A 23416-nucleotide genomic window follows, 5' to 3' on the forward strand; every position below is an offset into this window, starting at 1 on the left:
GATGCAGGAGTTAGATTTAGAGCTTATCCGTAAGGAAATAGATAAGGCTGATGCACAGCTGGCGGCAGTGCTGGAAAAGCGCTTGCAGCTGGTAATGCAGGTGGCAGCCTATAAAAAAGCCCAAGGAATGCCTGTAAAGGATAAGGCTAGGGAAGAAAAAGTTATTGCTAAAGTAGCAGGGCTTTTGGAAAATAAAAATTATGCAGGTGCTGTAAAAAATATTATGCGTACCATTATCGACCAAGCCTGTCTATTGGAAGAAGATGCTTTGGCTGTTAATGATCGTGTTCTGGAGGTTGCTTGCTTTGGCCCTGCCGGTTCCTTTACCCACCAAGCCTTAGAGGATTATTTCAAGGGACGTAATTATCATCGTACTCATTACAATACTTTTGAAGAAGTAATTAGCAGTGTTTCTGAGGGCAAGATGGATTATGCCGTGCTCCCCATTGAAAACAGCTCTACCGGTGGCATTACAGAAGTTTATGATTTACTTCGTCATTACGATTGCCATATTGTAGGCGAGCAGCAGGTGAAGATTGAACAAAATCTTTTGGGCATCAAAGGCGCGACGCTGCAATCTATCAAAACGGTTTATTCCCATCCCCAAGGCTTTAAGCAGTGCAAGGAGTTCTTCAAGGATTATCCGGAGATGGAGCAGGTGCCTTTCTTCAGCACCAGCAAAAGTGCGGAAGAAGTGGCAGATAAGCAGGATATTTCCTTTGGCGCTGTAGCAGGCAAGGCAGCTGCAGATTTGTATAATCTGGAGGTTATCGCTCCTGCTATCAATACCAATAGCAATAACTATACCCGCTTTGTCATTATCGCTAAAGCAGCGGAGGCTGTTGCCAATGCTAACAAAATTACCTTGATTGTAGCGGTGAAGCACGAAACAGGTTCTTTGTATAAGATGCTTTCTAGCTTCTACCATACAGGGCTGAACTTGATGAATTTGGAATCCCGTCCCATGGATGGCAAGTCTTGGGAATATTTCTTCTATATTGATGTGATGGGCAATCTTTCCGATCCTTTGGTAGCAGATGTTATTGAAGATGTAAAATCCAAGAGTACCTATTTAAAAGTGTTGGGCAACTACCGCGCTTACGCAAAGAAGGACTGAATTATGGCTAAATACGGATTAATTGGCGGCAAGCTGGGGCATAGTTTGTCCCCTGCTATTCACAAGCTGTTTTTTCAATATACAGGTAAAGAAGGTACCTATGGCCTGCTGGAAAGGGACGTGGAAGCATTACCCGAACTGATGCAGAAGTTGCGTAGCGAATATAAGGGCTGTAATGTGACCATTCCTCATAAGCTCCATGTAATGCCTTTGTTGGATAAGATTGCGCCGGAGGCTGCTGCTATCGGTGCAGTGAATACGATTAAGTTTACGGAGCAGGGTGCCTTTGGCTATAATACCGATTACTTTGGCTTTGGCAGAATGTTGGCTTATAACAGTATCACCGTAAAAGGGAAGGTTGCTGCTGTTTTGGGTACAGGCGGTGCAGCTCGCGCTGTAGTAAAATATTTGGCGGATCAAGGTGTAGCTAAATTATACTTAGTTACTCGCGATATTGCCAAAGTGGATACTCGTTTTGCCGAAATGGCGCCTATGGCGGAGGTTATCGACTACACTGCCTTAGGTAAGCTGCAAGGCGATGTGCTGGTGAATTGTACACCTGTGGGAATGTTCCCCAAAGTGGATGCTTCCCCTGTGCCTGCCAGTGTTAGTGCGGAGTTTGACGCCAGTGTGGATTTGATTTACAATCCTGCCAAGACGCTGTTCCTGCAGCAAGCGGAAGCAGCAGGACATAAAGCTGTTAATGGCCTCTTTATGTTGGTTGCCCAAGCAGTGGCGGCGCAAGAGATTTGGCAGGATGAAAGCTATGCCAGCGATTTGATTGTACGCATTATGACAGCATTGGAGCAAGAACAATGAAGAATATTATTTTGATTGGTATGCCAGGCTGTGGCAAATCCACCTTTGGTAAGCGTTTGGCTAAAGCTTTGGGACGCAGTTTTTACGATGCGGACCAAGTATTGGAAGAACGGGAGAAGCGTACCATTAAAAGCTTCTTTGCGGAAAGCGAGGATGCTTTTCGTGCTGCGGAAACAAGGACGCTGCAATATTTGTCCCAACTGGAGGGCGTGGTTATTGCTACCGGTGGTGGTGCTGTCAAGCGGGCGGAGAACATGACGCTGGTGAAAGAGCATGGCGTAGTAGTTTTTATTGATCGTCAACCCAGCAATATTATTGGCTGCATCCAAGGGGATGCACGTCCTTTGCTGGCTGATGATAAAGAACGCATTTATAAACTGTATGAGGAACGCATCGGTTTATATCGCCGTTATGCGGACAAGATAGTGGGTAATGACGGCGAATTTAATCGGACATTGGGCTTGCTTAGAGAATATGCTCAAAAGCTAGAGGAGGAATAACATGCGCAGAATATTAGTATTGAACGGTCCCAATATCAATATGTTGGGCACAAGGGAAAAAACTATTTATGGTCGTCGTGATTATGAGAGCCTGTGCGCTTATATTCGCAGTGCTGCTGCCCGCTTAGGCGTAGAAGTGGAACTTTTGCAAAGCAATTACGAAGGCGATATAGTTACTGCTATTCAGAAGGCTTATGGCAATTTTGATGGCATCGTCATTAATCCGGCTGCCTTTACTCACTACAGCGTTGCTATTCTGGATGCTCTGAAAGCAGTGAATATTCCTGCTATTGAGGTACATATTTCCAATATCCATAAGCGTGAGGAGTTCCGTCATCATTCCGTAACTGTGGCGGGCTGCGTAGGCCAAATCTGCGGTTTGGGCTTCGCTGGTTATGCTTTGGCTTTGGAAGCTTTGGCAGTGTACGAACCGGAAGCGTAAAAAAGAATATTGGGGAATATTACCAAGGCTGGGGTTATACAGTCATATTGCCATATTCCGACTCACGTGCGATTTCTTAACGCTCATTTCGTGCAGAATCACAACGAAGATTCGCGGCCGATTTTGTTCGCAAAACAATTTACTGTTTGGTTCGCTTCACTTCTGTGATTCTAAGCACTCATGATCTAAAATCGCAATGATTCGTCTAGGAATATGGCAATAATGACTAATTGTACCCCAGTCTTTTTCGTATTGTGCTAACTTTTTGTTATACGTTTGCAGATGTTAATGCACTGGTATGACTTGACATAATTGGGATGAGTAAAGTAGAATATATGCAGTAATAAATTCATAATAGGAATTATTACTGCACTACACTAATGCTACACTCTCACGCTATTATGATTTATCAAGGACGGTGTGTGTATGAAAAAGTTTAACAAAAGTTTGCTTGTGGCAGCATTGCTTTGCGGAACCACAGTGTGGGGGGGCAATGGTGCACAGGCGCAAGAGGTAGTTGGCGAATTTGATTTGGATACTATGGTTGTTACGGCAACTAGAACGCTGAAGGAAATTCAAGAGGTTCCTGCAGCAGTTAGCGTTGTAACTGCTAAAGAAATCCAAGAGAAAAACATTATTTCCGTTACGGAAGCATTGCAGACTGTTTCCGGCGTTTATATGGCTCAAGGTGCGCAAGGTGGCATTCAAATGCGTGGTTTCGAGTCCAATAATATTATGGTACTCGTTGATGGCATGCAGATGAATACTGCTTATGGCAACGATGTCATTTGGGAAATGATTCCTGTAGAAAATATCGAGCGTATTGAAGTTGTTAAAGGTGCAGCCTCTTCCCTGTATGGCGGTCGTGCTGTAGGTGGCGTAATCAATATTATTACTAAGGAGAAAAAAGAAAAAGGTGTTTCCGTAAATACTTTAATTAACTATGGTAGCAATAATACATGGAAAAAAGCTCTGTACACTGATGTTAGAGCTAACGATAAAATTTCCTTTGGTGTAGGCTATGAGCAAAGCAAATCTGACGGCTATGTGGGTTATCATCTAGCTAAATCAGCATCTAAATTAAAAAATACCACTAAATACGTTGTTTCTAGTGAACCTGTTCCACAACTTTCTAATGGTAAGTATGATATTGGTAATCGTGGCAAAAAGCGCTGGGAAAATGAAAATATTTCTGCAAATGTAAAATATGATTTTGATAAATCTAAGTCTTTAAAGTACACTTTTAATCATAGTGAGTCAGAAAACACAACTAGCAATCCTACCAGTAATGTGTTTATTGATGGAAAGAATACCTTCTACAAAGGTAACATTTTAGCTAGACCTGGATATTATATTTCTTCCGATGTTGATGGCTATTTGGGTTACAAAAACTATAAAGAATATGATAGACATACTTTATCATATAACGACATAGAAAATAAGTTTGCAGCTAATTTTGGCTATCTTGATGTAAAGAAGGATGGTTATAGCCAACCTAACGGTGCTACTAGTATTGACTACGAAGGTGCTGGCAACTCTTCTTATCATCCTGGTGAATCCTATGATTTTGATGTGCAAAAAGCATGGGAAAATATAGGTAAACATAGTATTGTTGTAGGTGGTTCTTTCAAACAAGAAAGTTTTGACCAAGAATGGACGATGCTAAGCAAATGGCGTGATGATGGGTCTATTGATACTTCCTTTGGTAAAAATGGCTTAGGAGAAATCCATGGTGGCAAAGCGCGCAACGTTGCGTTATTTATCCAAGATGAGTATAAATTGAGCGAACCTGTTACTATGTATACCGGTCTGCGTTTTGACTATTGGAAAAAATTTGACGGCTATTCTGAATTCTTCAATGGTAAAGGTGGGGCTTATGAATACGATGCTAAGAGCTATACTGAACTAAGTCCTAAACTGGCATTTAATTTTAAAGCTGACGAAGCTACAAACTATTATGTGTCCTATGGTCATTCCTTTAATCCTCCTGAACTGTTCCAAGTATATCGTAATGGTGGTAACAATGCAGGCTCCGTAATTGCAAATCCTGATCTTGATCCGGAAACTTCTGATACCTTTGAAATTGGTATGAAGAAAAAACTGGCAGAAAAGACACAGCTTAATGTTTCTTTGTATCATGTAAAAACTGACGATAAGGTTGTTTATTTTTATCATTACGCCCCGGGGACTACTACTACCGAGTATAAACAGTATGAGAACTGGGGTACTGAAAAACGTTATGGTATCGAACTTGATTTAGCACATGGATTTAATGACAATTTAAGTGCATATTTTAATTATGCTTATCAACGTGGTAATCAAGAATTTTCAGGGCGCAAGGATACCAATAAGAAAGATACGGATGAGGCATTGTATGATATTCCGAGACATTTGCTGCATGCAGGCTTAAAGTATAGCAAGGATGACTTTAATGGCGTTCTTGAATGTCAATATGTAAGTGCTCGTCAATCTTCTGATTCTGTTACAGGCGAATTTGGTTCAGAAGATGCTTTCTTTATTGTTAATACCGCTTTAAATTACAAGATTTCTAAAGGCATGACATTGCAATTTGGTGTAAATAATTTACTTGATAGAGAATTCTACTGCACTGGTAACATGGGCGGCGAAGCTACTTCCGGTCGCACCTATAACGTAGGCTTGCGTTATAGCTTCTAAATTAAGTAGCCTACTCTTCACTTTTTCAATAAATATGCAAATGGGGACTGGGTGCTGTTATGTGCCTTGTCCTCATTTACTATGTAGTTGCTGAAATGTTATTATATGTATGTGCTTTTGTGTTACCAGCGATAATATAGCTGCGAAACGAAAGGAGTTGATGTAATGGCGTATCAATTGAAACGTTTGGCAGGCTATGCATTGGGATTTATTTTATTCTACGCTCCCTTTGCCCTGTTCCAAGGTATAATTGGATATCTGCTGACGGGAAAGTGGCAGGAATTGTCCATTCATAGTTTATGCTTGCGTATACCCATAGAGCATCTTTTAGATGGTAAGATATGGAATTATAATCCCATTAGCGTAATAAGTACCATAGTGCTTTTGGTGACGGCGTTCTTCCTAGGCCCTGTTTTTTGCGGGCGTTTATGTCCTGCAGGCGCTTTTACGGAGTATCTCAGCAAACTTGTTCCGTCTAAATATCAGATTGAATGGAGTAAGCATACAGAAATTACGCCTCTGCGCTACGGGATGTTGGCGGGTTACTGCATGGTGCCTTTCTTTGGCAGTATTTTGGCTTGTGCTTACTGTAATTTCTTTATTTTTGATTTGTTGGTACGCTACTACATTTGGGGTTATTTCATTTCCTTGAGTTCTAGCCTGATTTTGACAGCTTTAGTTTGGCTAATCGTTTTAGGCATTTTTACTAAAGGTGGCAGAGGTTTCTGCAATTTTTTCTGTCCGGTTGGTGCTGTGCAGAACTTTGTACATTATTTTTCTAATAAGCTGCCCTTCGTTTGGCGGATGCAGGTGGACAAGGATAAATGCGTAGGTTGCACTCGCTGTCAAAAATATTGCCCTATGGAAGCTATACAGGTAAAAAATAACAAGGCGCAGCTTTCTCTACATAACTGCATTGCTTGTGGTCAATGTGCTCATTACTGCCCCGTCAAAGCGATTACTTACGGAGGTAAGCAACATGAAAAATAAACTTTGCAACTTCCTCCTTGCCATGGGAGTGCCGTTGACAGCTTTAGGAGTCCAGTCTTCAGGATGTACCGGTATTTGTGGTAGCTGCGGCTTGAACTGCACTCCGGGAGTGTTTATGCTTTTGGTGCTTGGTTGTAAGTTTTTCTATAACAAGCTGAAGGGAAGGGTGATGGCAGATGTCTAAAAAGTGGTTGCTCCGCATTTCTCTTTTTCTCGGTATGGTATGCTTGATGGTGGCAATGACTACGCTGCGCTCTGAAAATAATAAGGACAGACTTTTTAGCAAAGTGGCTTTAGAACAAGGAAAAGCCGTTAAGCTTACAGTGGACTTAGGAAAACAAGGAGAAATAAAATATCGGGTTAATCCTAATGTGTACACACTGTATCTGCGCATTGCTGCTACCGCTGATAAACTGCAGGTAGAGGGCAGTGGTATGGAGATGTTTTTGTCCCAAGGAACGAAAAAAGGTATTTGGACTGCCTTGGAGCCTACGGACATCCTCAAGCAACGGCGTGGCGAGCTGCCTCTGAACGTGGAGCTTAAAGTGCCGCGGGAGAAGTTAGAAAGATATCATGTTGCCCAAGGGGTACTTTGTTTTTCCGATACACGTGGCGAGTATGGTAGAATAAATATTGAAGTAGTCAATTCCAAAGCAAAATAAATATGGTTATTGGTACAGCATATCCGCGGTTAATAAAAATCAAGGATATGCTGCTTTTGTTTTTGCATGACTTAGGAATATATGATAAAATACTATATTAAGGTATTTGCGTAGAAAGGAGGGTTCTTATGCCGGCAAAGATTATTATTGGCGGAGGCGCGGATGAAATCCGTATGGGCTTGGTGGAAAACGGGCGCTTGACGGAGTATTTAGTGGAGCGCACAGCGGAGCAGCATTTAGTAGGCAGCATTTTCAAAGGCAGAGTCTGCAATGTTGTCCGTGGCATTCAAGCTGCCTTTATTGATATCGGACTGGAGCAGAACGCCTTCCTTTATTTGGGAGATACTATGGACGTAACCGAAGGGCAAAGCGTTATTGTGCAGATTAGCAAGGACGCCCGCGGCACCAAGGGTCCCACTGCTACCCGGGAGTTAACTCTGCCCGGTCGCTATGCAGTGCTGTTGCCCCATGCGGACTACGTAGGTATATCCCGAAAAATAAATGATAAGGCGGAGAAAGAACGCTTAAACGCTATTTATAATGCAGTCCGCCCTGCAGGCATGGGTGTGGTTGTGCGCACTGCGGCAGCAGGCGTGGCAGCGGAACTGCTGGAGCAGGATGTAGCGGAGTTGTTGGCTGCTTGGAAGGTTCTCGCCGCTCGAGAAAAGGTTGCTAAAGCTCCGTGTTTGTTAAGGCGTGAGCTTGATCTGCCCATCCGCATTGTGCGCGATTATCTGCGTCCTCAGTTGCAGGAAATCGTTATTGATGACCTTGCAATTTATAAAAGGGTGGAGGAACTTTTAAAACAGCTTCCCCAAAGCAAGAATTTAAAGCTGACCTTGTACCAAGGCTTAGAGGACATCTTTGCCTATAACAAGCAGCAGGAAGCTGTAGCAGGCATTTCTGACAGACATGTGCCCTTGCCCAGCGGTGGCTATCTTGTGATTGACTATACGGAAGCTATGACCGTTATTGATGTCAACAGCGGTAAATTTAGCGGCCGTGAAAATTTAGAAGAAACTATTATGCAGATTAATAGGGAAGCAGCGGCAGAAATTGCTTTACAGCTGCGTCTCCGCGATATCGGCGGCATTATTGTGGTCGACTTTATTGATATGCATACGGATGAGCATAAAAAGGAAATCCTGGGTGTGTTGCAGCATTCCCTAGCGGGGGATAAGATGCATCCCAAAGTGCAGGATATCACGGTTTTGAACTTGGTGGAAATTACCCGTAAAAAGTCCCGCCAAAACTTGTCCAGCGTTCTGTATGCTACCTGTCCTACCTGCGATGGCAGCGGACGGGTACAGAGCCGCGAAACCTTAGCGCTGGAAGTGAAACGTCGTCTGCGCTCTTTGCTGAAGCGTCGTGGCAGCGCTAAAAGCCTGTTGGTAGTAGCAAATCCGTGGCTTTCCCAATGGCTGTTGGCGAAAGATATCCGGGCTTGGGAAAGAGAACTTGCCTGCACCATCAAGGTGGAGGCGGACTCTAGCCTGCACGTAGAAAGTTTTATGATTTTAGATAATACCGGTGTTGACAAATAACGCTGAGTAAGGTAAAATATTCCAGTATGGACTGAATTAAGTCCGTCCCCAACCGCGCAGAGAGGTCATGAAAATTCCGGCAGACCGGATACCGTATTTGGCGAGTCTATCATTAAGGGAGGTGCAATAGATGTACGCAATTATCAAAACCGGCGGCAAACAATACCGTGTAAGCGAAGGCCAAACCCTGCAAGTTGAAAAACTGAACGCAGAAGTTGGTGCTGAAGTTGTTTTTGAAGAAGTTCTGACCGTTGTAAATGATGCTGATGTTAAGATTGGCAAGCCCGTAGTTGAAGGCGCTAAAGTTGTTGCTAAAGTTGTAGAACATGGCAAAGCTGACAAGATTTTCGTTTTCAAATACAAAGCTAAATCCAACTACCGTAAACGTCAAGGTCATCGTCAACCGTTCACCACTGTTGAAATCACCGCTATCAACGCTTAATCGCAATGGTACAGGTGGATTTATTCAGGAACAAGCAAGGTATGATCATCGGCTACAAAGTTAGTGGTCACGCTGGTTTCGCAGAAGAGGGCTCGGACATAATTTGCAGCGCTGTTTCTGCATTGACCCAAGCGCCTTTGCTTGGCTTGGAGAAACATTTGAAACTTAAACCGTCCTATGACGTTAATCAGGAGGACGGAATTTTAGAGGTAGCATTGAACAGTGCTCCTAACGACCTGACCGAAGCTATTTTACAGACCATGGCATATGGTGTGGAATCCATAGCACGGCAGTGTCCGCAATATGTTCGCATCAAGGAACATAGGAGGTGAAAGTAATGTTTGAAATTATTCTGCAATTACATGCACATAAAAAAGGTACCGGTAGCTCCCACAACGGTCGTGACTCCAACGCGCAACGTCTGGGCACCAAAGCTCATGACAGCCAATTGGTAACCGCTGGCAGCATCATCGTTCGTCAACGTGGTACCAAATTCCATCCCGGCAACAATGTTGGTATGGGCAAGGATTACACCATCTACGCTACTGTTGAAGGCCGTGTAAAATTCGAACGCAAAGGCCGCGACAAACGCCAAATCAGTGTATATCCCGTTGAAGAAGCTGCTATGTAATTAAATAGCTAATAACTCCGCAGCTCAAGTTGCGGAGTTTTCTTTTTACTTACTTTACTTACTTTACTTACATTATTCAATGATTTGTAAATAATGTAACATAAAAACCACGATTATACGCCGATTGACGAATTTATGTAAGTTAATTAACTTATTAAAATTAAAACATTGACAAAAATATGTCATTTGGCTATAATACACCTAGCGGATTTGCTTCATAAGCAGCTTGTCCCTATGTAATGTTAAAATTTTGGCTGCTGGAGACCATGCTGAAACTTTTTAGATTACTAAATTGTTGCTTGTGGATGACAATTCGTGAATTGCTCTTTTACATTTTAAAAATTTTAAAAGGAGGACTTTTATATGTCTAAAGCTGTAAAATGTCTGATTCTGTTAGCAGTAGTTGCATTATTCTTTGTAACTGAACTTATTCCTCTGGCAGTTACTGCTATGGGCGCAGCAATCGCTTGCGGCCTGTTGGGCTTGATCCCCGCTAAACAAGTATTCAGCGGTCTGTCCAACTCCACCGTAGTATTGTTCGCTGGTATGTTCATCGTTGGCGGCGCTATGTTCTACACCGGTTTGGCTCAAGCTATCGGTAACAAAGTAGTAGGTCTGTGCGGCACCGCTGAAAACAGCCTGATGTTCGGTCTGATGACCGTTGGTACTTGCTTGTCCGCAGTTTTGTCCAACACCGGTACTGCAGCTTGCATGCTGCCCGTTGCTTTGGGTATCTGCGCATCCGCTAAAATCCCTGCTTCCCGTCAATTGATGCCTTTGGCATTCGCTTGCGGTTGGGGTGGTATCATCACCATGGTTGGTACTCCTCCTAACATCATCGCTACCGGCGCTCTGAGCGTTGCTGGTCTGCCTACCTTCGGTTTCTTCGAATTCGCTTGGATTGGTGTGCCCATCTCCGTAGCTGGTATGCTGTACATGATGTTCGTAGGTAAATACCTGTTGCCGGCAGCTGAACTGGATGCTGACCAAGACATCGAACAAGAAATCGAAGCTAACGAACCCGATTCCAAGAAAATGATGATTTCCGGTGCTATCCTGGTAGCTGTTATCCTGGTAATGGCTATTGGTATTAAAGGCGTTTCTCTGGAAATGGCTGCTGTAATCGGCGCTCTGATTTGCGTACTGACCGGCTGCTTGACTGAAAAACAAGCTTATGCTTCCATCGACTGGGTAACCATCTTCCTGTTCGCAGGTATGATGCCTGTATCCTCCGCAATGGATAAAACCGGCGCTGGCAAATTGATCGCTGACTGGACCGTTGGTCTGATGGGCGGCTCTCCTGCTCCGTTGCTGGTAACCGCAGTTCTGTTCATCCTGTCCTGCGGCCTGACCCAATTCATGTCCAATACCGCTTCCGCAGCTCTGCTGTGCCCGATCGGTATTGCTATTTCTCAAAACCTGGGCGCTGACCCGAAAGCAGTTCTGATGGCTATTGCAGTTGCAGCTTCCTGCGCATTTGCATCCCCCGTTGGTACTCCTCCGAACACCCTGGTTCTTGGCCCTGGCGGTTACAAATTCATGGACTACGTTAAAGCAGGTACCGGTTTGATTATCGTATGCTTTGTAGTATCCCTGGTTATTATCCCCATGGTATGGCCGTTCTTCCCTGGCAAATAATTTAATTATTAGCTAGAGATAACTGCTTATTATGATCTCCAGCAAAGCTGGCAGTCGCAAGACTGCCAGCTTTTTAATTTGTCTTTAAACGGAAATATGTTATACTAGGTACAGAATATTACCCAAAGGAGTGATTTAGATGTTAGAGATTGGTTCCGTGGCTCCTGCTTTTACTTTGCCTGATAAAGATGGCAAAATGGTAAGTTTGAGCGATTTTGCAGGGAAGAAAGTAGTTCTGTATTTCTATCCCAAGGATTCTACGCCGGGCTGCACCCGTCAAGCGCAAGCTTTTGCGGCAGACTTTGACGAGTTTGTTGCTGCCGGTGCGGTAATCATCGGGATAAGCAAAGATAGCGTAAAGTCCCATGGCAATTTTGCTGCTAAATATAATCTGCCCTTTATTCTGCTTAGTGATACAGAGCTTAACGTATTGCAAGCTTATGATGTTTGGCAGGAGAAAAAGCTGTACGGCAAGGTTAGCATGGGTGTTGTGCGTTCCGTATATGTTATTGATGAAGAAGGAAAAGTTGCGGCTGCTTGGACTAAGGTAAAGCCTGAGCAAAGTGCTCAGGACGCCTTGGACTTCGTTTGCGGCTGCAAATAAAAAAGAGGCTGTGACAGTTTTGTCCTACTGTCATATCCCTGGCTCACGTGCGATTTCTTAACGCTCACTTCGTGCAGTATCACAGCGAAGATTCGCGGCCAATCTTGTTCGTAAAACAAGACACTGTATGGTTCGCTTCACTTCGGTGATACTAGGCACTCGTGAGCTAAAATCGCAATGATTCGCCTAGTGATATGATAGCAGTGACGGGTGTCACAGTCTCTTTGGCTTTTGTAGTATTTATTTTGCCATGCGGTAGATATTCGCCATATCTTCTTGGGTCAGTTTTTTGAACTGACCGATAGTGCGGGTGCCCATAAAGCTGCACTTGTAGGCAAGGGTAGCAATTTCCTCTTCCGTTAATTCTTTGCCGATAAGTTCGCCGATAGTAATGGGTATGCCGATGCTTTGGTAGAAGGCTTCCATGGCAGCAATGCCTTCTAAAGCAGTTGCTTCAACATTTTGGTAGTTGTAGGGAATATGGAAAACATTAACTGCCAATTGGGCGAAACGGGAAGGGTTTTCTTTATAAACGTAACGCGCCCAGCTGCCCCATACTGCAGCTAAGCCTGCGCCGTGGGCTACACCGAACATACCGCTAAGCTCGTGCTCCAGTTGGTGGCAGGCCCAGTCGCCAAAGCTGCGGTCACCGGTAATGTCATTGTGGGACAGGGTGCCGCACCACATGATTTCGGCACGGGCGTCGTAATCTTGAGGGCTTTTCAGAGCGATGGCGACATTACGCATTACGCTGCGCAGCAGGTTTTCGGCAATGCCGTCGATAATTGCCAGTTGGTGGGTAGCAGGCGCGGTAAAGTAGCGCTCCAAAGTGTGGACCATGATGTCCGTGCAGCCGCTGGCGGTTTGGTAGGCGGGCAGAGTATAGGTAAGTTCCGGATTCATCAAAGCGAATTTGCAGTAGCCGTAGTCGCTGGAAAGACCGCGTTTGAGCCAACCATTTTCGTTAGTAACAACAGTGGTGTTGCTCATTTCGCTGCCTGCGGCAGCAATGGTCAGCACAGCGCCTACAGGTGCCATAGCAGTGACAGTTTTCTTTTTAGCATAGTAATCCCACAGGTCGCCGTCGTTGGCGAGACCGTAGCCGATACCTTTAGCGCTGTCGATAACGCTGCCGCCGCCTACAGCGAGGATAAAGTCTACCTTTTCCTTGCGGCACAGGTCGATGCCTTCCAAAATTTTGCCCAGTTGGGGATTGGGTACAACGCCGCCCAAAAGTACGTACTCCAGGCCTGCTTCCTGCAGACTGGTGCAGACACGGTCTAAGAGGCCGGACTTTTTAGCGCTTTGACCGCCGAAGTGTACCAAAACTTTAGTTGCACCGTAGCGTTTGCACAGTTCGCCAGCCTGTGTTTCGACGTTCTTGCCAAAAACTACTTGGGTAGGTGCGTGAAATTTGAAATTATCCATGGTGTTTCCTCCTTTTATATACACGTGTTATAATTAAAGAAAAACAGGGGGTGCTGTTATGCAGTATATTGCATGTTATGGTGATAGTTTAATCCAAGGCTTTCCTTATGGTACGCGCTATTCTTGGACGGCGGCAGTGGAGCAGGCTGCACCGCTGAAAATGCTCAACTACGGATTGTGCGGTGACTGCTGTGATGATATTCTCTACAGGATGCGCCAATATGCTTTACCGGAATATGTTAAGCATATCCTCTTTTTAGGCGGCGCCAACGATATGCTGCAGGGGCGCAGTTTGGAGGCAGTGCTTTACGATTACAAGCGCTTGTTGGATTGGTGCACGGAAAAAGGTTATGCCCTTTGTATCGTGCTACCTTTAATCAGCGCTGAGGATGGACTTAACACGCGTTTGCTGACTTTACGCCAACAGGTGGAAGAACTATATGCTGATAAGGCGCTGCTTTTAGATTTGCAGCCTGCTATCGGCATGGATGCAGCAACGCGCAAGGCAGCCTATTTAGACGGAGTGCATCCCAAGTCCGCAACGTACACGGCCATGGGGCAGTACGCAGCACCTATTTTGCAGAAATGGGTTGAGGGTAGATGAAACTATGAAAATAAATCACTGTTACCACATTCCGACTCACGTGCGATTTCTTAACGCTCATTTCGTGCAGAATCACAACGAAGATTTGCGGCCGATCTTGTTCGCAAAACAAGATTTTGTCGGGTACGCTTCACTTCTGTGATTCTAAGCACTCATGAGCTAAAATCGCAATGATTCGTCTAGGGATGTGGTAAAGATGATTATACTTGGCTTGGTTTAGTTTTCTTAAACAGATCTGGCGGTACTTGCGCCAGCATAATCGCGGCGAAGACAAGGCCGCAACCAAAGATTTCCCTGCTGCTCATAGCTTGACCTAAGAGGAGCCAACCGCTGAGCAAGGCGAAAGCGGATTCTAGACTAAGCAGCATACATGCTAATACCGGGTTGCAATATTTTTGACCGATAATCTGCAGTGTATAGGCAACTGCACTGCTCATAATGCCTGCGTAGGCAATGGGGGCCCAGCCAAGAATTAAATTGGACCAAATAGGATTTTCGAAAATCAGCATTAAAACGCCATTGAAAACAACGCTGGTAGCAAACTGAATCAAGGATAAGCGTATACCGTCCAAACCGGGGATGATCTTATCAATAACGAGTATATGGCAGGCAAAGCAGATAGCGCAGATAAAAGTGTAGAAATCACCTTTGTTAATAGTGAAACCCTCGTTAATACAGATAAAGTACATGCCCACAGCGGCAATAAGCACGCCTAGCTGTTGTAAAATGGTAATATGGCTACGGAAAACAACAAAACTCAAGAGCGGTACCAGAACAATATAGAGGGCGGTTATAAAGCCGCTTTTGCCTACAGTGGTGTACATAATGCCCAACTGCTGCATAAAACTAGCGACGCTGAGGGCGAGGCCGCAGATAATACCGCCTCTAATAAGACGCTTTCTGATAGCGGGATCATCAGTGCCCATGATGGAGAAGGGACGTTTGGCGATTTTATCGAATAATGGTAGACAAATAAAAAGAGAGATGGTAGCTAAAACGCTACGTGCCCAGTTAAAGGTAAGCGGTTCGCAATACTCACCGCCCACGCTTTGGGCGATGAAGGCGGTGCCCCAGATAAAGGCGCAGAGAGTAAGGGATAAAATGCCTCCTGCGCTATTTTTATTGACGTTTTCTTGGCTCATTTATACAACACTCCTAGCTAACAATGGGATAGTATTTATTGTACCACATTTTAATCGGCGATACAAAGGGGACACGCATAAGTAGGCTGTATACGTAATTTTTTTGCAATTTTGCCGGGCGGAACATTCCCTCTCGCGGGACTTTGGTGTAAAGGACGGTGCAGTCAGTTGCAATTTTTTGCAGAAGTGCTACATGAAATATAGTGACGTCTACAAGATGAGCTCTATATATAGAATATTTTGCGTTGACGGACACGATATATTGTGCTATAATTTGAACGTAAAATATTGCAGCCTAAAAAGAGCGTGGTTGCGCGAGACCGCAGATAGACGGCGTGTGTATCGGAGCGGTCCTTTTCTATGTATATAGGTATGTGTTTGTAAATAGAATCTAAGGAAAGGATGGGACTACCATGAAGGTCATTAAGCGCGATGGCACTACAGTTGATTTTGATTTGAATAAAATTGTTGTCGCAATCCAAAAAGCTAATATAGCAGTGGAACCTGAGTATCGTATAGAGGAGGAAAAGATTCACAAGATTGCGGAGAATGTACAGGCTCGTAATCGCAAGCGCCTCTTGGTAGAAGATATCCAAGATATGGTTGAACATAGCCTGATGGATGAAGGTAAGTTTGAATTGGCTAAAGCCTATATCATCTACCGCTACCAACGTGCTTTGGTACGTAAGGCTAATACTACCGACGAATCTATTCTGTCCTTGATCCGCAACAGCAATAAGGACGTTATGGAGGAAAACTCCAATAAGAACGCCACTATGGCTGCTACTCAGCGTGATTTGATTGCCGGTGAAGTTTCTAAGGATTTGACGAAACGTATTATGTTGCCGGAAAAAATTTCCAAAGCTCATGAAGAAGGCGTGCTGCACTTCCATGATGCCGATTACTTTATTCAACCGATTTTTAACTGCTGCTTGATTAATATTGGCGATATGTTGGACAATGGTACGGTTATGAACGGTAAGATGATTGAAAGCCCCCGTAGCTTCCAAGTTGCCTGCACCGTTATGACACAAATCATTGCTTCCGTTGCTTCCAGCCAATACGGCGGTCAGTCTGTTGATATCTGCCATTTGGGCAAATACCTGCGCCGTAGCTACGAAAAGTTCAAAAAGAGCATTTTGGAGACAGCAGGCGGAAACATGGATGCGGATACTTTGGAACGCTTGACCAACGAGCGTCTGCGCTACGAATTAAAGGGCGGCGTACAAACCATCCAATACCAAATCAATACCTTGATGACCACCAATGGTCAATCTCCTTTCGTAACTTTGTTCTTGAATCTGAAGGAAGATGACCCGTACCTGAAGGAGAACGCTATGATTGTGGAGGAAATCCTTCGTCAGCGTTTGCAAGGCATCAAAAATGATAAAGGCGTATATGTAACTCCTGCTTTCCCAAAACTGGTTTATGTTTTGGACGAGCATAACTGTTTAAAAGGCGGCAAATACGACTACATTACCCGCTTAGCTGTAAAATGCAGTGCTAAGCGTATGTATCCTGACTATATCAGCGCTAAGAAGATGCGTGAAAACTATGAAGGCAATGTTTTCTCTCCCATGGGCTGCAGAAGCTTCCTTTCTCCATGGAAAGACGAAAACGGCAACTATAAATTTGAAGGCCGTTTCAACCAAGGCGTTGTTTCTTTGAACCTGCCTCAAATTGGCATTATTGCTAAAGGCGACGAAGACAAGTTCTGGAAACTGCTGGATGAACGTCTGGAGCTGTGCTACGAAGCTTTAATGTGCCGTCATAACGCTTTAAAGGGGATCAAGAGTGATGTTAGTCCTGTACATTGGCAGTATGGCGCTATCGCTCGTCTGCAAAAGGGTGAAACCATTGACAAGTTCCTCGAGAATGGTTATTCCACCATTTCCTTGGGCTATATCGGTCTGTACGAAGTAACCAAACTGATGAAAGGCGTTAGCCACACCACTCCTGAAGGCGAAGAGTTTGCTTTGCGCGTTATGAACCGTCTCCGCGGCGCTTGTGAAAAATGGAAAGCTAAGACCGGGTTGGGCTTTGGCTTATACGGTACTCCTGCGGAAAGTCTGTGCTATCGTTTTGCACGCATTGATAAGGAACGTTTCGGTACCATTGAAGATGTTACTGATAAAGGTTACTACACCAACTCCTACCATGTTGATGTACGTGAAGAAATTGATGCTTTCAGCAAATTCAGCTTTGAAAGCCAATTCCAAAAAATTTCTACCGGTGGCTGTATCTCTTACGTAGAAATTCCCAATATGCGTCACAATACCGAAGCTTTGGAAGAAGTTGTCAAGTTTATCTATGACAATATCCAGTATGCTGAGTTCAACACTAAGTCCGACTACTGCCATGTATGCGGCTTTGACGGCGAAATCACTATTAATGACGATAATGAATGGGAATGCCCTGTGTGCCATAACAAGGATCATGCTAAAATGACGGTTATCCGCCGTACCTGCGGTTATTTGGGCGAAAACTTCTGGAATGTGGGCAAAACCAAGGAAATCAAAGCGCGTGTAATGCATTTGTAAGAGGTGGAAGCTATGAAATACGCAACTATTAAGAATCTTGATATTGCCAATGGCCCGGGCTTGCGTGTATCACTGTTTGTCAGTGGCTGTACCCACCATTGTAAGGGCTGCTTCAATCCCGAAACTTGGGATTTCAACTATGGTGAAGAGTTTACCGAAGCTACGGAAGCAAAAATCTTCAAACTGTTGGAAAACCCGCATATCAAAGGCTTGAGCCTTTTGGGCGGCGAGCCTTTCGAACCTGCCAACCAAGCAGTGCTGGTACCTTTCCTGCGCAAGTTTAAGGCTAAGTTCCCCAACAAAGATTTGTGGTGCTATAGCGGTTATAACTTTGAGAAGGATATGCTGACAGGGAATTTAGGTCCGTGGGAGATTACGGAAGAGATGCTGTCCTATATTGATGTGCTTGTGGATGGTGAGTTCGTAATCGAACTGAAGAATCCTAATCTGCGTTTCCGTGGTAGTGCTAACCAACGCGTGATTTTGGTGCAGGAGTCCTTGCAAAGCGATTCTGTAGTGCTGTGGGACGATGCAACAGGTCTGTAGCCTGTAAGAACAGTTAAATATTGCAATGATGAAGGGAATGGTACGAATGTAGTCATGTTACCATATTCCGACTCACGTGCGATTTCTTAACGCTCATTTCTAACCCCTCAGGCACCCATACCACTTTATAGTGGTATGGGTGCCTGCTCCCCTAATAGGGGAGCCGAGACACTTTAGGTTTATTTCCACTTGTCTACTAGATATTCTAAGTATACTTACGGAAAAAATAATATAGTGTCTCGTTCCCCCTATCTAGGGGGATGTCATCGATGCATAGCGAGATGATAAGGGGTGTCTGTATGAGCTAAAATCGCAATGATTCGTCTAGAAATATGGTAACAATGACTGTTCTTCTTCAGTCTCTTTTTGTTGCTTAGAAAACTGAGATGGCAGTGGTTGCCAGTGCAAGCAGGGCAAAGAAAAAACGCACCCATAAGGGTGCGTTTTCTGTTTTGTTAGTTATTCAGTGGGTGGAGACTCCAAATGCCTTAGCTGTTGCACTATTCTCTGTAACTGAACTTATTCCTCTGGCAGTTAGTGAAAAGTACGAATTTAGAAAGGCTCTTTTACTGTTTTGGATAACCACTGATGTAACTAACACTGTTAGCCATATTATAACTAACGGCGTTAGTTATGTCAATAGGCTTATGTAAGTATTTTTGCAACTTCTTGCATATAAATTTGCATAAACTGTGAATGAAAACGTTTATCATTCATCAATGGCTACAAGGGCTTTCTTGCGGATTTCGGTGCGCTCTTGCGTTTCTAAGGCAACAATGATGTTCATAATGCCCATGCGGAAACTTTCTTCCGTACTGACGGGCATCCAGACAAAAAGTCCTGCCTTTTCGCCGTTAACGAAGCCGGTAATGGTAGCACGGTAGATGCGCTGCCAATGCATTTGGTCCTCTTCGCTGATATTGTATAAGGACATAACGTGTTTCATGGGCTTAATCCATTTACGTACGATATCGGGCTTGATGGCATTGTCGATTTTAGGCAGAAGCCGCGTTACCTTGTATAGTTCAGGGTTTTCGAAGGCGAATCTGCGGTAGGCCAGCGCCAAGTTCATCACAGCTTCCTGACGATTTTTAGAATCGTTAATTGCTTTTTCCTGGATATCGTCGAAGGTTTCGTAAATGCGTAGACCTACTGCGATGGTAAGATACTCTAAATTCTTAAAATGGTTGTATAAGGAAGAGGGTTTTACTTCCAGTTTGTCTGCCAAAAGGCGCATAGAAAACCCGTTGTACCCTATTTCTTGAATCAGTTCGATTGCTGCTTCAATGATGATATCTTTGCTTAAACCTTTTCTTGCCATGTATCTGCTCCTTTTTGTAATTAATGTAAGTTTATGAAATAAAGTAATTGACAATCAACACCCTAGGATATATAATATCACTAACGGCATTAGTTTTGAAGTGGTTTTAAACTAATCCCCATAATAATTTGCGATGCTGGAGAAATGTCCGAGTATTTATGGGAATAAGCTTAATTTGGAAATTGCCTCAAAATAAGCTGTGAAAATTTTATATTAAGGAGGACTTTTATATGTCTAAAGCTGTAAAATGTCTAATCCTGCTGGCAGTAGTTGCGTTATTCTTCGTAACCGAACTCATTCCTTTGGCAGTTACTGCTATCGCAGGCGCAATTGGTTGCGGCCTCTTGGGCTTGATCCCCGCTAAACAAGTATTTAGCGGCCTGTCTAACTCCACCGTAGTTCTGTTCGCTGGTATGTTTATCGTTGGCGGTGCAATGTTCTACACCGGCTTGGCACAATTCATCGGTAACAAAGTAGTTGGCCTGTGCGGCACTGCTGAAAACAGCCTGATGTTTGGCCTGATGCTGGTTGGTACTTGCTTGTCCGCAGTTCTGTCCAACACCGGTACTGCAGCTTGCCTGCTGCCCGTTGCTCTGGGTATCTGCGCATCCGCTAAGATTCCTGCTTCCCGTCAATTGATGCCTTTGGCATTTGCTTGCGGTTGGGGCGGTATCATCACCATGGTAGGTACTCCTCCTAACATCATCGCTACCGGTGCTCTGAACGTTGCAGGTCTTCCTTCCTTTGGTTTCTTCGAATTTGCTTGGATTGGTGTTCCTATCTCCTTGGCTGGTATGATCTACATGATGTTTGTAGGTAAATACCTGTTGCCGGCAGCTGAATTGGATGCTAACCAAGAAATCGAGCAAGAAATTGAAGCTAACGAAACCAATCAAAAGAAAATGGTCGTTTCCGGCGTTATCCTGCTGGGCGTTGTTCTGGTAATGGCTATTGGTATTAAAGGCGTTACTTTGGAAATGGCTGCTGTAATCGGCGCATTGATTTGCGTACTGACCGGCTGCTTGACTGAAAAACAAGCTTATGCTTCTATCGACTGGGTAACCATCTTCCTGTTCGCAGGCATGATGCCTGTATCCTCCGCAATGGATAAAACCGGCGCTGGCAAATTGATCGCTGACTGGACCGTTGGTCTGATGGGCGGTTCTCCTTCCCCGTTGGTTGTAACTGCAGTTCTGTTCCTGCTGTCCTGCGGCTTGACCCAATTCATGTCCAACACTGCATCCGCAGCTCTGCTGTGCCCCATCGGTATCGCAATTTCTCAAAACTTGGGCGCTGACCCGAAAGCAGTTTTGATGGCAATTGCAGTTGCAGCATCTTGCGCATTTGCATCTCCCGTTGGTACTCCTCCGAACACTCTGGTTCTTGGCCCTGGCAACTACAAATTCATGGACTACGTTAAAGCTGGTACCGGTTTGATTATCGTTTGCTTCGTAGTATCCCTGGTTGTAATTCCTATGGTATGGCCTTTCTTCCCGGGTAAATAATTTCAAAACATTTTCTCCAGCAAAATTTGCCGGTGGTCTCGCGAAGGCCACCGGCTTTTCCTTTTCATTATAACATAATTAATGAGGCTGTGACATTAGTCACAGCCTCATTTTAGTTACAGTGTGAAGTTTTACCAACTGCGGCTGGAGCCGCCGCCACCGCCGCTGCCACCACCGAAACCTCCACCACCGCCTCCGCGGCCGCCGCCACGGAAGAAGATGGACCAGAGCAATGTTTGGGTGATGAACCCGCCTAAAAACAGGTTATCGACGATTAAAAGTAGGATTAGCCCGCCAATGAGCAGGAGGTTTTCCCAACCATTGGAAGCCTTGTTTTGTTTTTGTTGCGGAGCTGCACCGGAGGTTTTTAAGTCCGTTACGCCGTAGCTTTTGGCTACGGTTAATACAGTTGCTTTATATCCTTGCAGGATACCTTTACTATAGTTGCCTGACTTAAAGTAGGGAATCATATAACGGTCTTGGATGCGCCCCGTAAGTCCGTCGGGGAGAACGCCTTCTAGACCGTAGCCTACTTCGATGCGGGAACGGCGGTCGCCGGTGGAGATAAGGAGCAGGACACCGTTATTTTTGTCCTTACTACCAATGCCCCACTGTCGCAGTACCTCTAGGGCATATTCTTCAATAGGATAGCCTTCCAGGGACTTAACCGTTAGCACCGCTACCTGGGCAGTCGTTTTCTTGTCTAAATCCTGCCCTAAAGCCAGCATTTGCTGTTTATCGCTGGCACTGATAACACCGGCGTAGTCCTGCACGTAAATACCATTGCCCGAAGGTTTAGGCGGGACGGCAGGAGCAGCAAAAGCGGCGACTGCAAAGAAGGTCTGCAAGAGCAGAACTAGGCAGATTAGCCATCTTTTCATATTACTTTCCTTTTAGTTAGCTTAGTGTTTCCCTTAGAATTTTACTTGGGGAACTTTTTGAGCAGCTTCATCTGCTTTGAAATAGTCGCGGGCAGTGAAACCGAAAGCACCTGCGTACAAGGATGCAGGCAGAGATTTGATTTTGGCGTTATAGCCTTGAACTGCGTCGTTGTAGTCTTTGCGGGCTACGGCGATACGGTTTTCGGTGCCAGCCAATTCATCCTGCAGTTGGGTGAAGTTGGTGTTAGCCTTCAAATCAGGATAATTTTCGGCAACCATCAACAGTCTGCTCAACGCACTGTTCATTTGGCTGTTAGCAGCACTGGTTTCTGCAACAGTTTTAGCACCGCCCAATTTGGCACGGGCATCGCTAACGTCCTTGAACACTTGGGTTTCGTGGGCTGCGTAGCCTTTAACAGTATTGACTAAGTTGGGAATCAAATCGTTACGGCGTTGCAGTTGGTTTTCTACCTGTGCCCACTTGCCGGTAACATTTTCGTTCATGCTTACTAAACCATTGTAGCTGCTGAACATCATTACTACAGCTATAATGATGGCGGCAATAGCGCCTAAAAGACCTTTACTCATTCTTATCCTCCTACGGAAACACGTCAATGTTTTGTTTCCTTTAAAATATTATCTAATTCTATTGTACGTTATGCAGTGGTCTCTGTCAAATGTCAAAAAGTCAAATATTTGTGAAATTCCTTGCAGAAAGGGGCTAAAAGCAGAGTGTCATAATAATTTCACTTGCTTAAAGTCGAAAAGTCAAATATAATAGATACAAGGTGGAGAATCATTTTCCACAGGTATTTCAATTTATGCAGGTGATAATATGAGAAATTTAGCCGATGCTATAGAAAACTTCATCATTAGTGAATTGCTTCATGATCAAGAGGATGCTCTTTTAGTACAGCGTAACGAACTGGCGGAACGTTTATCCTGCGCTCCGTCACAAATTAGTTATGTGCTGAGCACGCGTTTTACGCCGGAAAAAGGCTTTATGGTAGAGTCGCGCCGCGGTAGCGGCGGCTTTGTGCGTATTGTGCGCATGGAGCCCAAGGCTGCAGTTAGAAAGCAGCAGGAGCCTACAGCAGCGGAGTTGGTGGAACATTTGGAGCAGCAAAAGCTGATTACTGCCCGGGAAAGGGCTTTGTTAAAATATATGCTGCATATTATTAATGCAGATGAACCGAAAAAGAAGGCTGTGTTGCAGCAGGCTATGAGTCTGTTGAACAGCGAAGGAAGGAGGTGAACACGGTGTTATGTGATAATTGCCATAAAAAGAACGCCATTATGCACATGGTATGCTTGATGGGGGATAAGCAGGTGGATAAATGGTTGTGCGAGGATTGCGCAACGGAGTATCTTCCTTTTAATTTGG

24 protein-coding genes are annotated in these 23416 nt (G+C 44.5%); 19 read left to right on the forward strand and 5 right to left on the reverse strand.

Annotated features, from left to right (window positions below):
- The first annotated feature begins 1 nt into the window (after position 1).
- The 14 genes from pheA to ACJMM4_RS00570 all read left to right on the forward strand — a co-directional run bounded on the left by pheA (position 2) and on the right by ACJMM4_RS00570 (position 12065).
- Positions 2-1117 carry a prephenate dehydratase gene (gene pheA, locus ACJMM4_RS00505; RefSeq protein ID WP_405379495.1) on the forward strand — a complete coding sequence of 372 codons (1116 nt, stop codon included), beginning with the start codon at positions 2-4 and terminating at the stop codon, positions 1115-1117.
- 3 nt (positions 1118-1120) lie between these two features.
- Positions 1121-1936, forward strand: coding sequence for a shikimate dehydrogenase family protein (locus ACJMM4_RS00510; protein WP_405379496.1), 816 nt, complete (start codon positions 1121-1123; stop codon positions 1934-1936).
- The gene (locus ACJMM4_RS00515) at positions 1933-2436 is read left to right on the forward strand and encodes a shikimate kinase (RefSeq protein ID WP_405379497.1); all 504 of its coding nucleotides are present in this window, start codon (positions 1933-1935) and stop codon (positions 2434-2436) included. The genes ACJMM4_RS00510 and ACJMM4_RS00515 overlap by 4 nt, the downstream gene beginning before the upstream one ends.
- 1 nt (position 2437) lies before the next feature.
- Positions 2438-2878: a type II 3-dehydroquinate dehydratase gene (aroQ, locus tag ACJMM4_RS00520; RefSeq protein WP_405382520.1), complete on the forward strand. Its 441-nt coding sequence runs from the start codon at positions 2438-2440 to the stop codon at positions 2876-2878.
- A 426-nt stretch (positions 2879-3304) separates the two neighbouring features.
- A complete protein-coding gene (locus ACJMM4_RS00525) occupies positions 3305-5554 on the forward strand; it encodes a TonB-dependent receptor (RefSeq protein ID WP_405379499.1) in 2250 nt (749 codons plus the stop codon).
- Between the two features lie 165 nt (positions 5555-5719).
- Positions 5720-6544, forward strand: coding sequence for a 4Fe-4S binding protein (locus ACJMM4_RS00530; RefSeq protein WP_405379500.1), 825 nt, complete (start codon positions 5720-5722; stop codon positions 6542-6544).
- Positions 6534-6728 (forward strand): hypothetical protein, encoded by a 195-nt coding sequence (locus tag ACJMM4_RS00535; RefSeq protein WP_405379501.1) that lies wholly within the window; start codon positions 6534-6536, stop codon positions 6726-6728. The genes ACJMM4_RS00530 and ACJMM4_RS00535 overlap by 11 nt, the downstream gene beginning before the upstream one ends.
- Positions 6721-7206, forward strand: coding sequence for a hypothetical protein (locus tag ACJMM4_RS00540; protein ID WP_405379502.1), 486 nt, complete (start codon positions 6721-6723; stop codon positions 7204-7206). The genes ACJMM4_RS00535 and ACJMM4_RS00540 overlap by 8 nt, the downstream gene beginning before the upstream one ends.
- 128 nt (positions 7207-7334) lie before the next feature.
- Entirely contained in the window at positions 7335-8750 is a 1416-nt protein-coding gene (locus tag ACJMM4_RS00545) for an Rne/Rng family ribonuclease (protein WP_405379503.1), read from the forward strand.
- A 130-nt stretch (positions 8751-8880) separates the two neighbouring features.
- A complete protein-coding gene (gene rplU, locus ACJMM4_RS00550) occupies positions 8881-9192 on the forward strand; it encodes a 50S ribosomal protein L21 (RefSeq protein WP_405379504.1) in 312 nt (103 codons plus the stop codon).
- Between the two features lie 14 nt (positions 9193-9206).
- A complete protein-coding gene (locus ACJMM4_RS00555) occupies positions 9207-9524 on the forward strand; it encodes a ribosomal-processing cysteine protease Prp (RefSeq protein ID WP_405379505.1) in 318 nt (105 codons plus the stop codon).
- A 5-nt stretch (positions 9525-9529) separates the two neighbouring features.
- Entirely contained in the window at positions 9530-9823 is a 294-nt protein-coding gene (gene rpmA / locus ACJMM4_RS00560; protein ID WP_405379506.1) for a 50S ribosomal protein L27, read from the forward strand.
- 363 nt (positions 9824-10186) lie between these two features.
- Positions 10187-11461: an SLC13 family permease gene (locus ACJMM4_RS00565; protein ID WP_405382522.1), complete on the forward strand. Its 1275-nt coding sequence runs from the start codon at positions 10187-10189 to the stop codon at positions 11459-11461.
- 139 nt (positions 11462-11600) lie between these two features.
- Positions 11601-12065: a peroxiredoxin gene (locus ACJMM4_RS00570; protein ID WP_405381573.1), complete on the forward strand. Its 465-nt coding sequence runs from the start codon at positions 11601-11603 to the stop codon at positions 12063-12065.
- 240 nt (positions 12066-12305) lie between these two features.
- On the opposite strand, the gene ACJMM4_RS00575 is transcribed toward ACJMM4_RS00570, so the two are convergent.
- A complete protein-coding gene (locus ACJMM4_RS00575; protein WP_405381575.1) occupies positions 12306-13493 on the reverse strand; it encodes an iron-containing alcohol dehydrogenase in 1188 nt (395 codons plus the stop codon).
- A 58-nt stretch (positions 13494-13551) separates the two neighbouring features.
- Between ACJMM4_RS00575 and ACJMM4_RS00580 the strand changes: the two genes are divergently transcribed.
- Positions 13552-14097, forward strand: a complete 546-nt coding sequence (locus tag ACJMM4_RS00580) for an SGNH/GDSL hydrolase family protein (protein WP_405381577.1) — start codon at positions 13552-13554, stop codon at positions 14095-14097.
- 200 nt (positions 14098-14297) lie between these two features.
- On the opposite strand, the gene ACJMM4_RS00585 is transcribed toward ACJMM4_RS00580, so the two are convergent.
- Entirely contained in the window at positions 14298-15239 is a 942-nt protein-coding gene (locus ACJMM4_RS00585) for a DMT family transporter (RefSeq protein ID WP_405381580.1), read from the reverse strand.
- Positions 15240-15652: 413 nt separating this feature from the next.
- Here ACJMM4_RS00585 and nrdD point away from each other — a divergent pair, with 413 nt between their 5' ends.
- Positions 15653-17779, forward strand: coding sequence for an anaerobic ribonucleoside-triphosphate reductase (gene nrdD / locus ACJMM4_RS00590; protein WP_405382524.1), 2127 nt, complete (start codon positions 15653-15655; stop codon positions 17777-17779).
- Between the two features lie 12 nt (positions 17780-17791).
- Positions 17792-18325: an anaerobic ribonucleoside-triphosphate reductase activating protein gene (gene nrdG / locus ACJMM4_RS00595; RefSeq protein ID WP_405380569.1), complete on the forward strand. Its 534-nt coding sequence runs from the start codon at positions 17792-17794 to the stop codon at positions 18323-18325.
- Positions 18326-19034: 709 nt separating this feature from the next.
- Here nrdG and ACJMM4_RS00600 read toward each other — a convergent pair.
- On the reverse strand, positions 19035-19646 hold the full coding sequence (locus ACJMM4_RS00600; protein WP_405380573.1) for a TetR/AcrR family transcriptional regulator: 612 nt from the start codon (positions 19644-19646) through the stop codon (positions 19035-19037).
- 230 nt (positions 19647-19876) lie between these two features.
- Between ACJMM4_RS00600 and ACJMM4_RS00605 the strand changes: the two genes are divergently transcribed.
- Positions 19877-21151: an SLC13 family permease gene (locus ACJMM4_RS00605; RefSeq protein ID WP_405380575.1), complete on the forward strand. Its 1275-nt coding sequence runs from the start codon at positions 19877-19879 to the stop codon at positions 21149-21151.
- A 131-nt stretch (positions 21152-21282) separates the two neighbouring features.
- On the opposite strand, the gene ACJMM4_RS00610 is transcribed toward ACJMM4_RS00605, so the two are convergent.
- Together ACJMM4_RS00610 and ACJMM4_RS00615 are read right to left on the reverse strand one after the other, a co-directional pair.
- Entirely contained in the window at positions 21283-22032 is a 750-nt protein-coding gene (locus ACJMM4_RS00610; protein ID WP_405380577.1) for a TPM domain-containing protein, read from the reverse strand.
- A gap of 33 nt (positions 22033-22065) precedes the next feature.
- Positions 22066-22620 (reverse strand): LemA family protein, encoded by a 555-nt coding sequence (locus ACJMM4_RS00615; RefSeq protein WP_405380579.1) that lies wholly within the window; start codon positions 22618-22620, stop codon positions 22066-22068.
- 247 nt (positions 22621-22867) lie between these two features.
- Here ACJMM4_RS00615 and ACJMM4_RS00620 point away from each other — a divergent pair, with 247 nt between their 5' ends.
- A complete protein-coding gene (locus ACJMM4_RS00620) occupies positions 22868-23287 on the forward strand; it encodes a CtsR family transcriptional regulator (protein ID WP_405380581.1) in 420 nt (139 codons plus the stop codon).
- Positions 23288-23416 lie beyond the last annotated feature (129 nt).

The sequence above is a fragment of the Phascolarctobacterium sp. genome (assembly GCF_045124115.1).
Lineage (GTDB): Bacteria > Bacillota > Negativicutes > Acidaminococcales > Acidaminococcaceae > Phascolarctobacterium_A.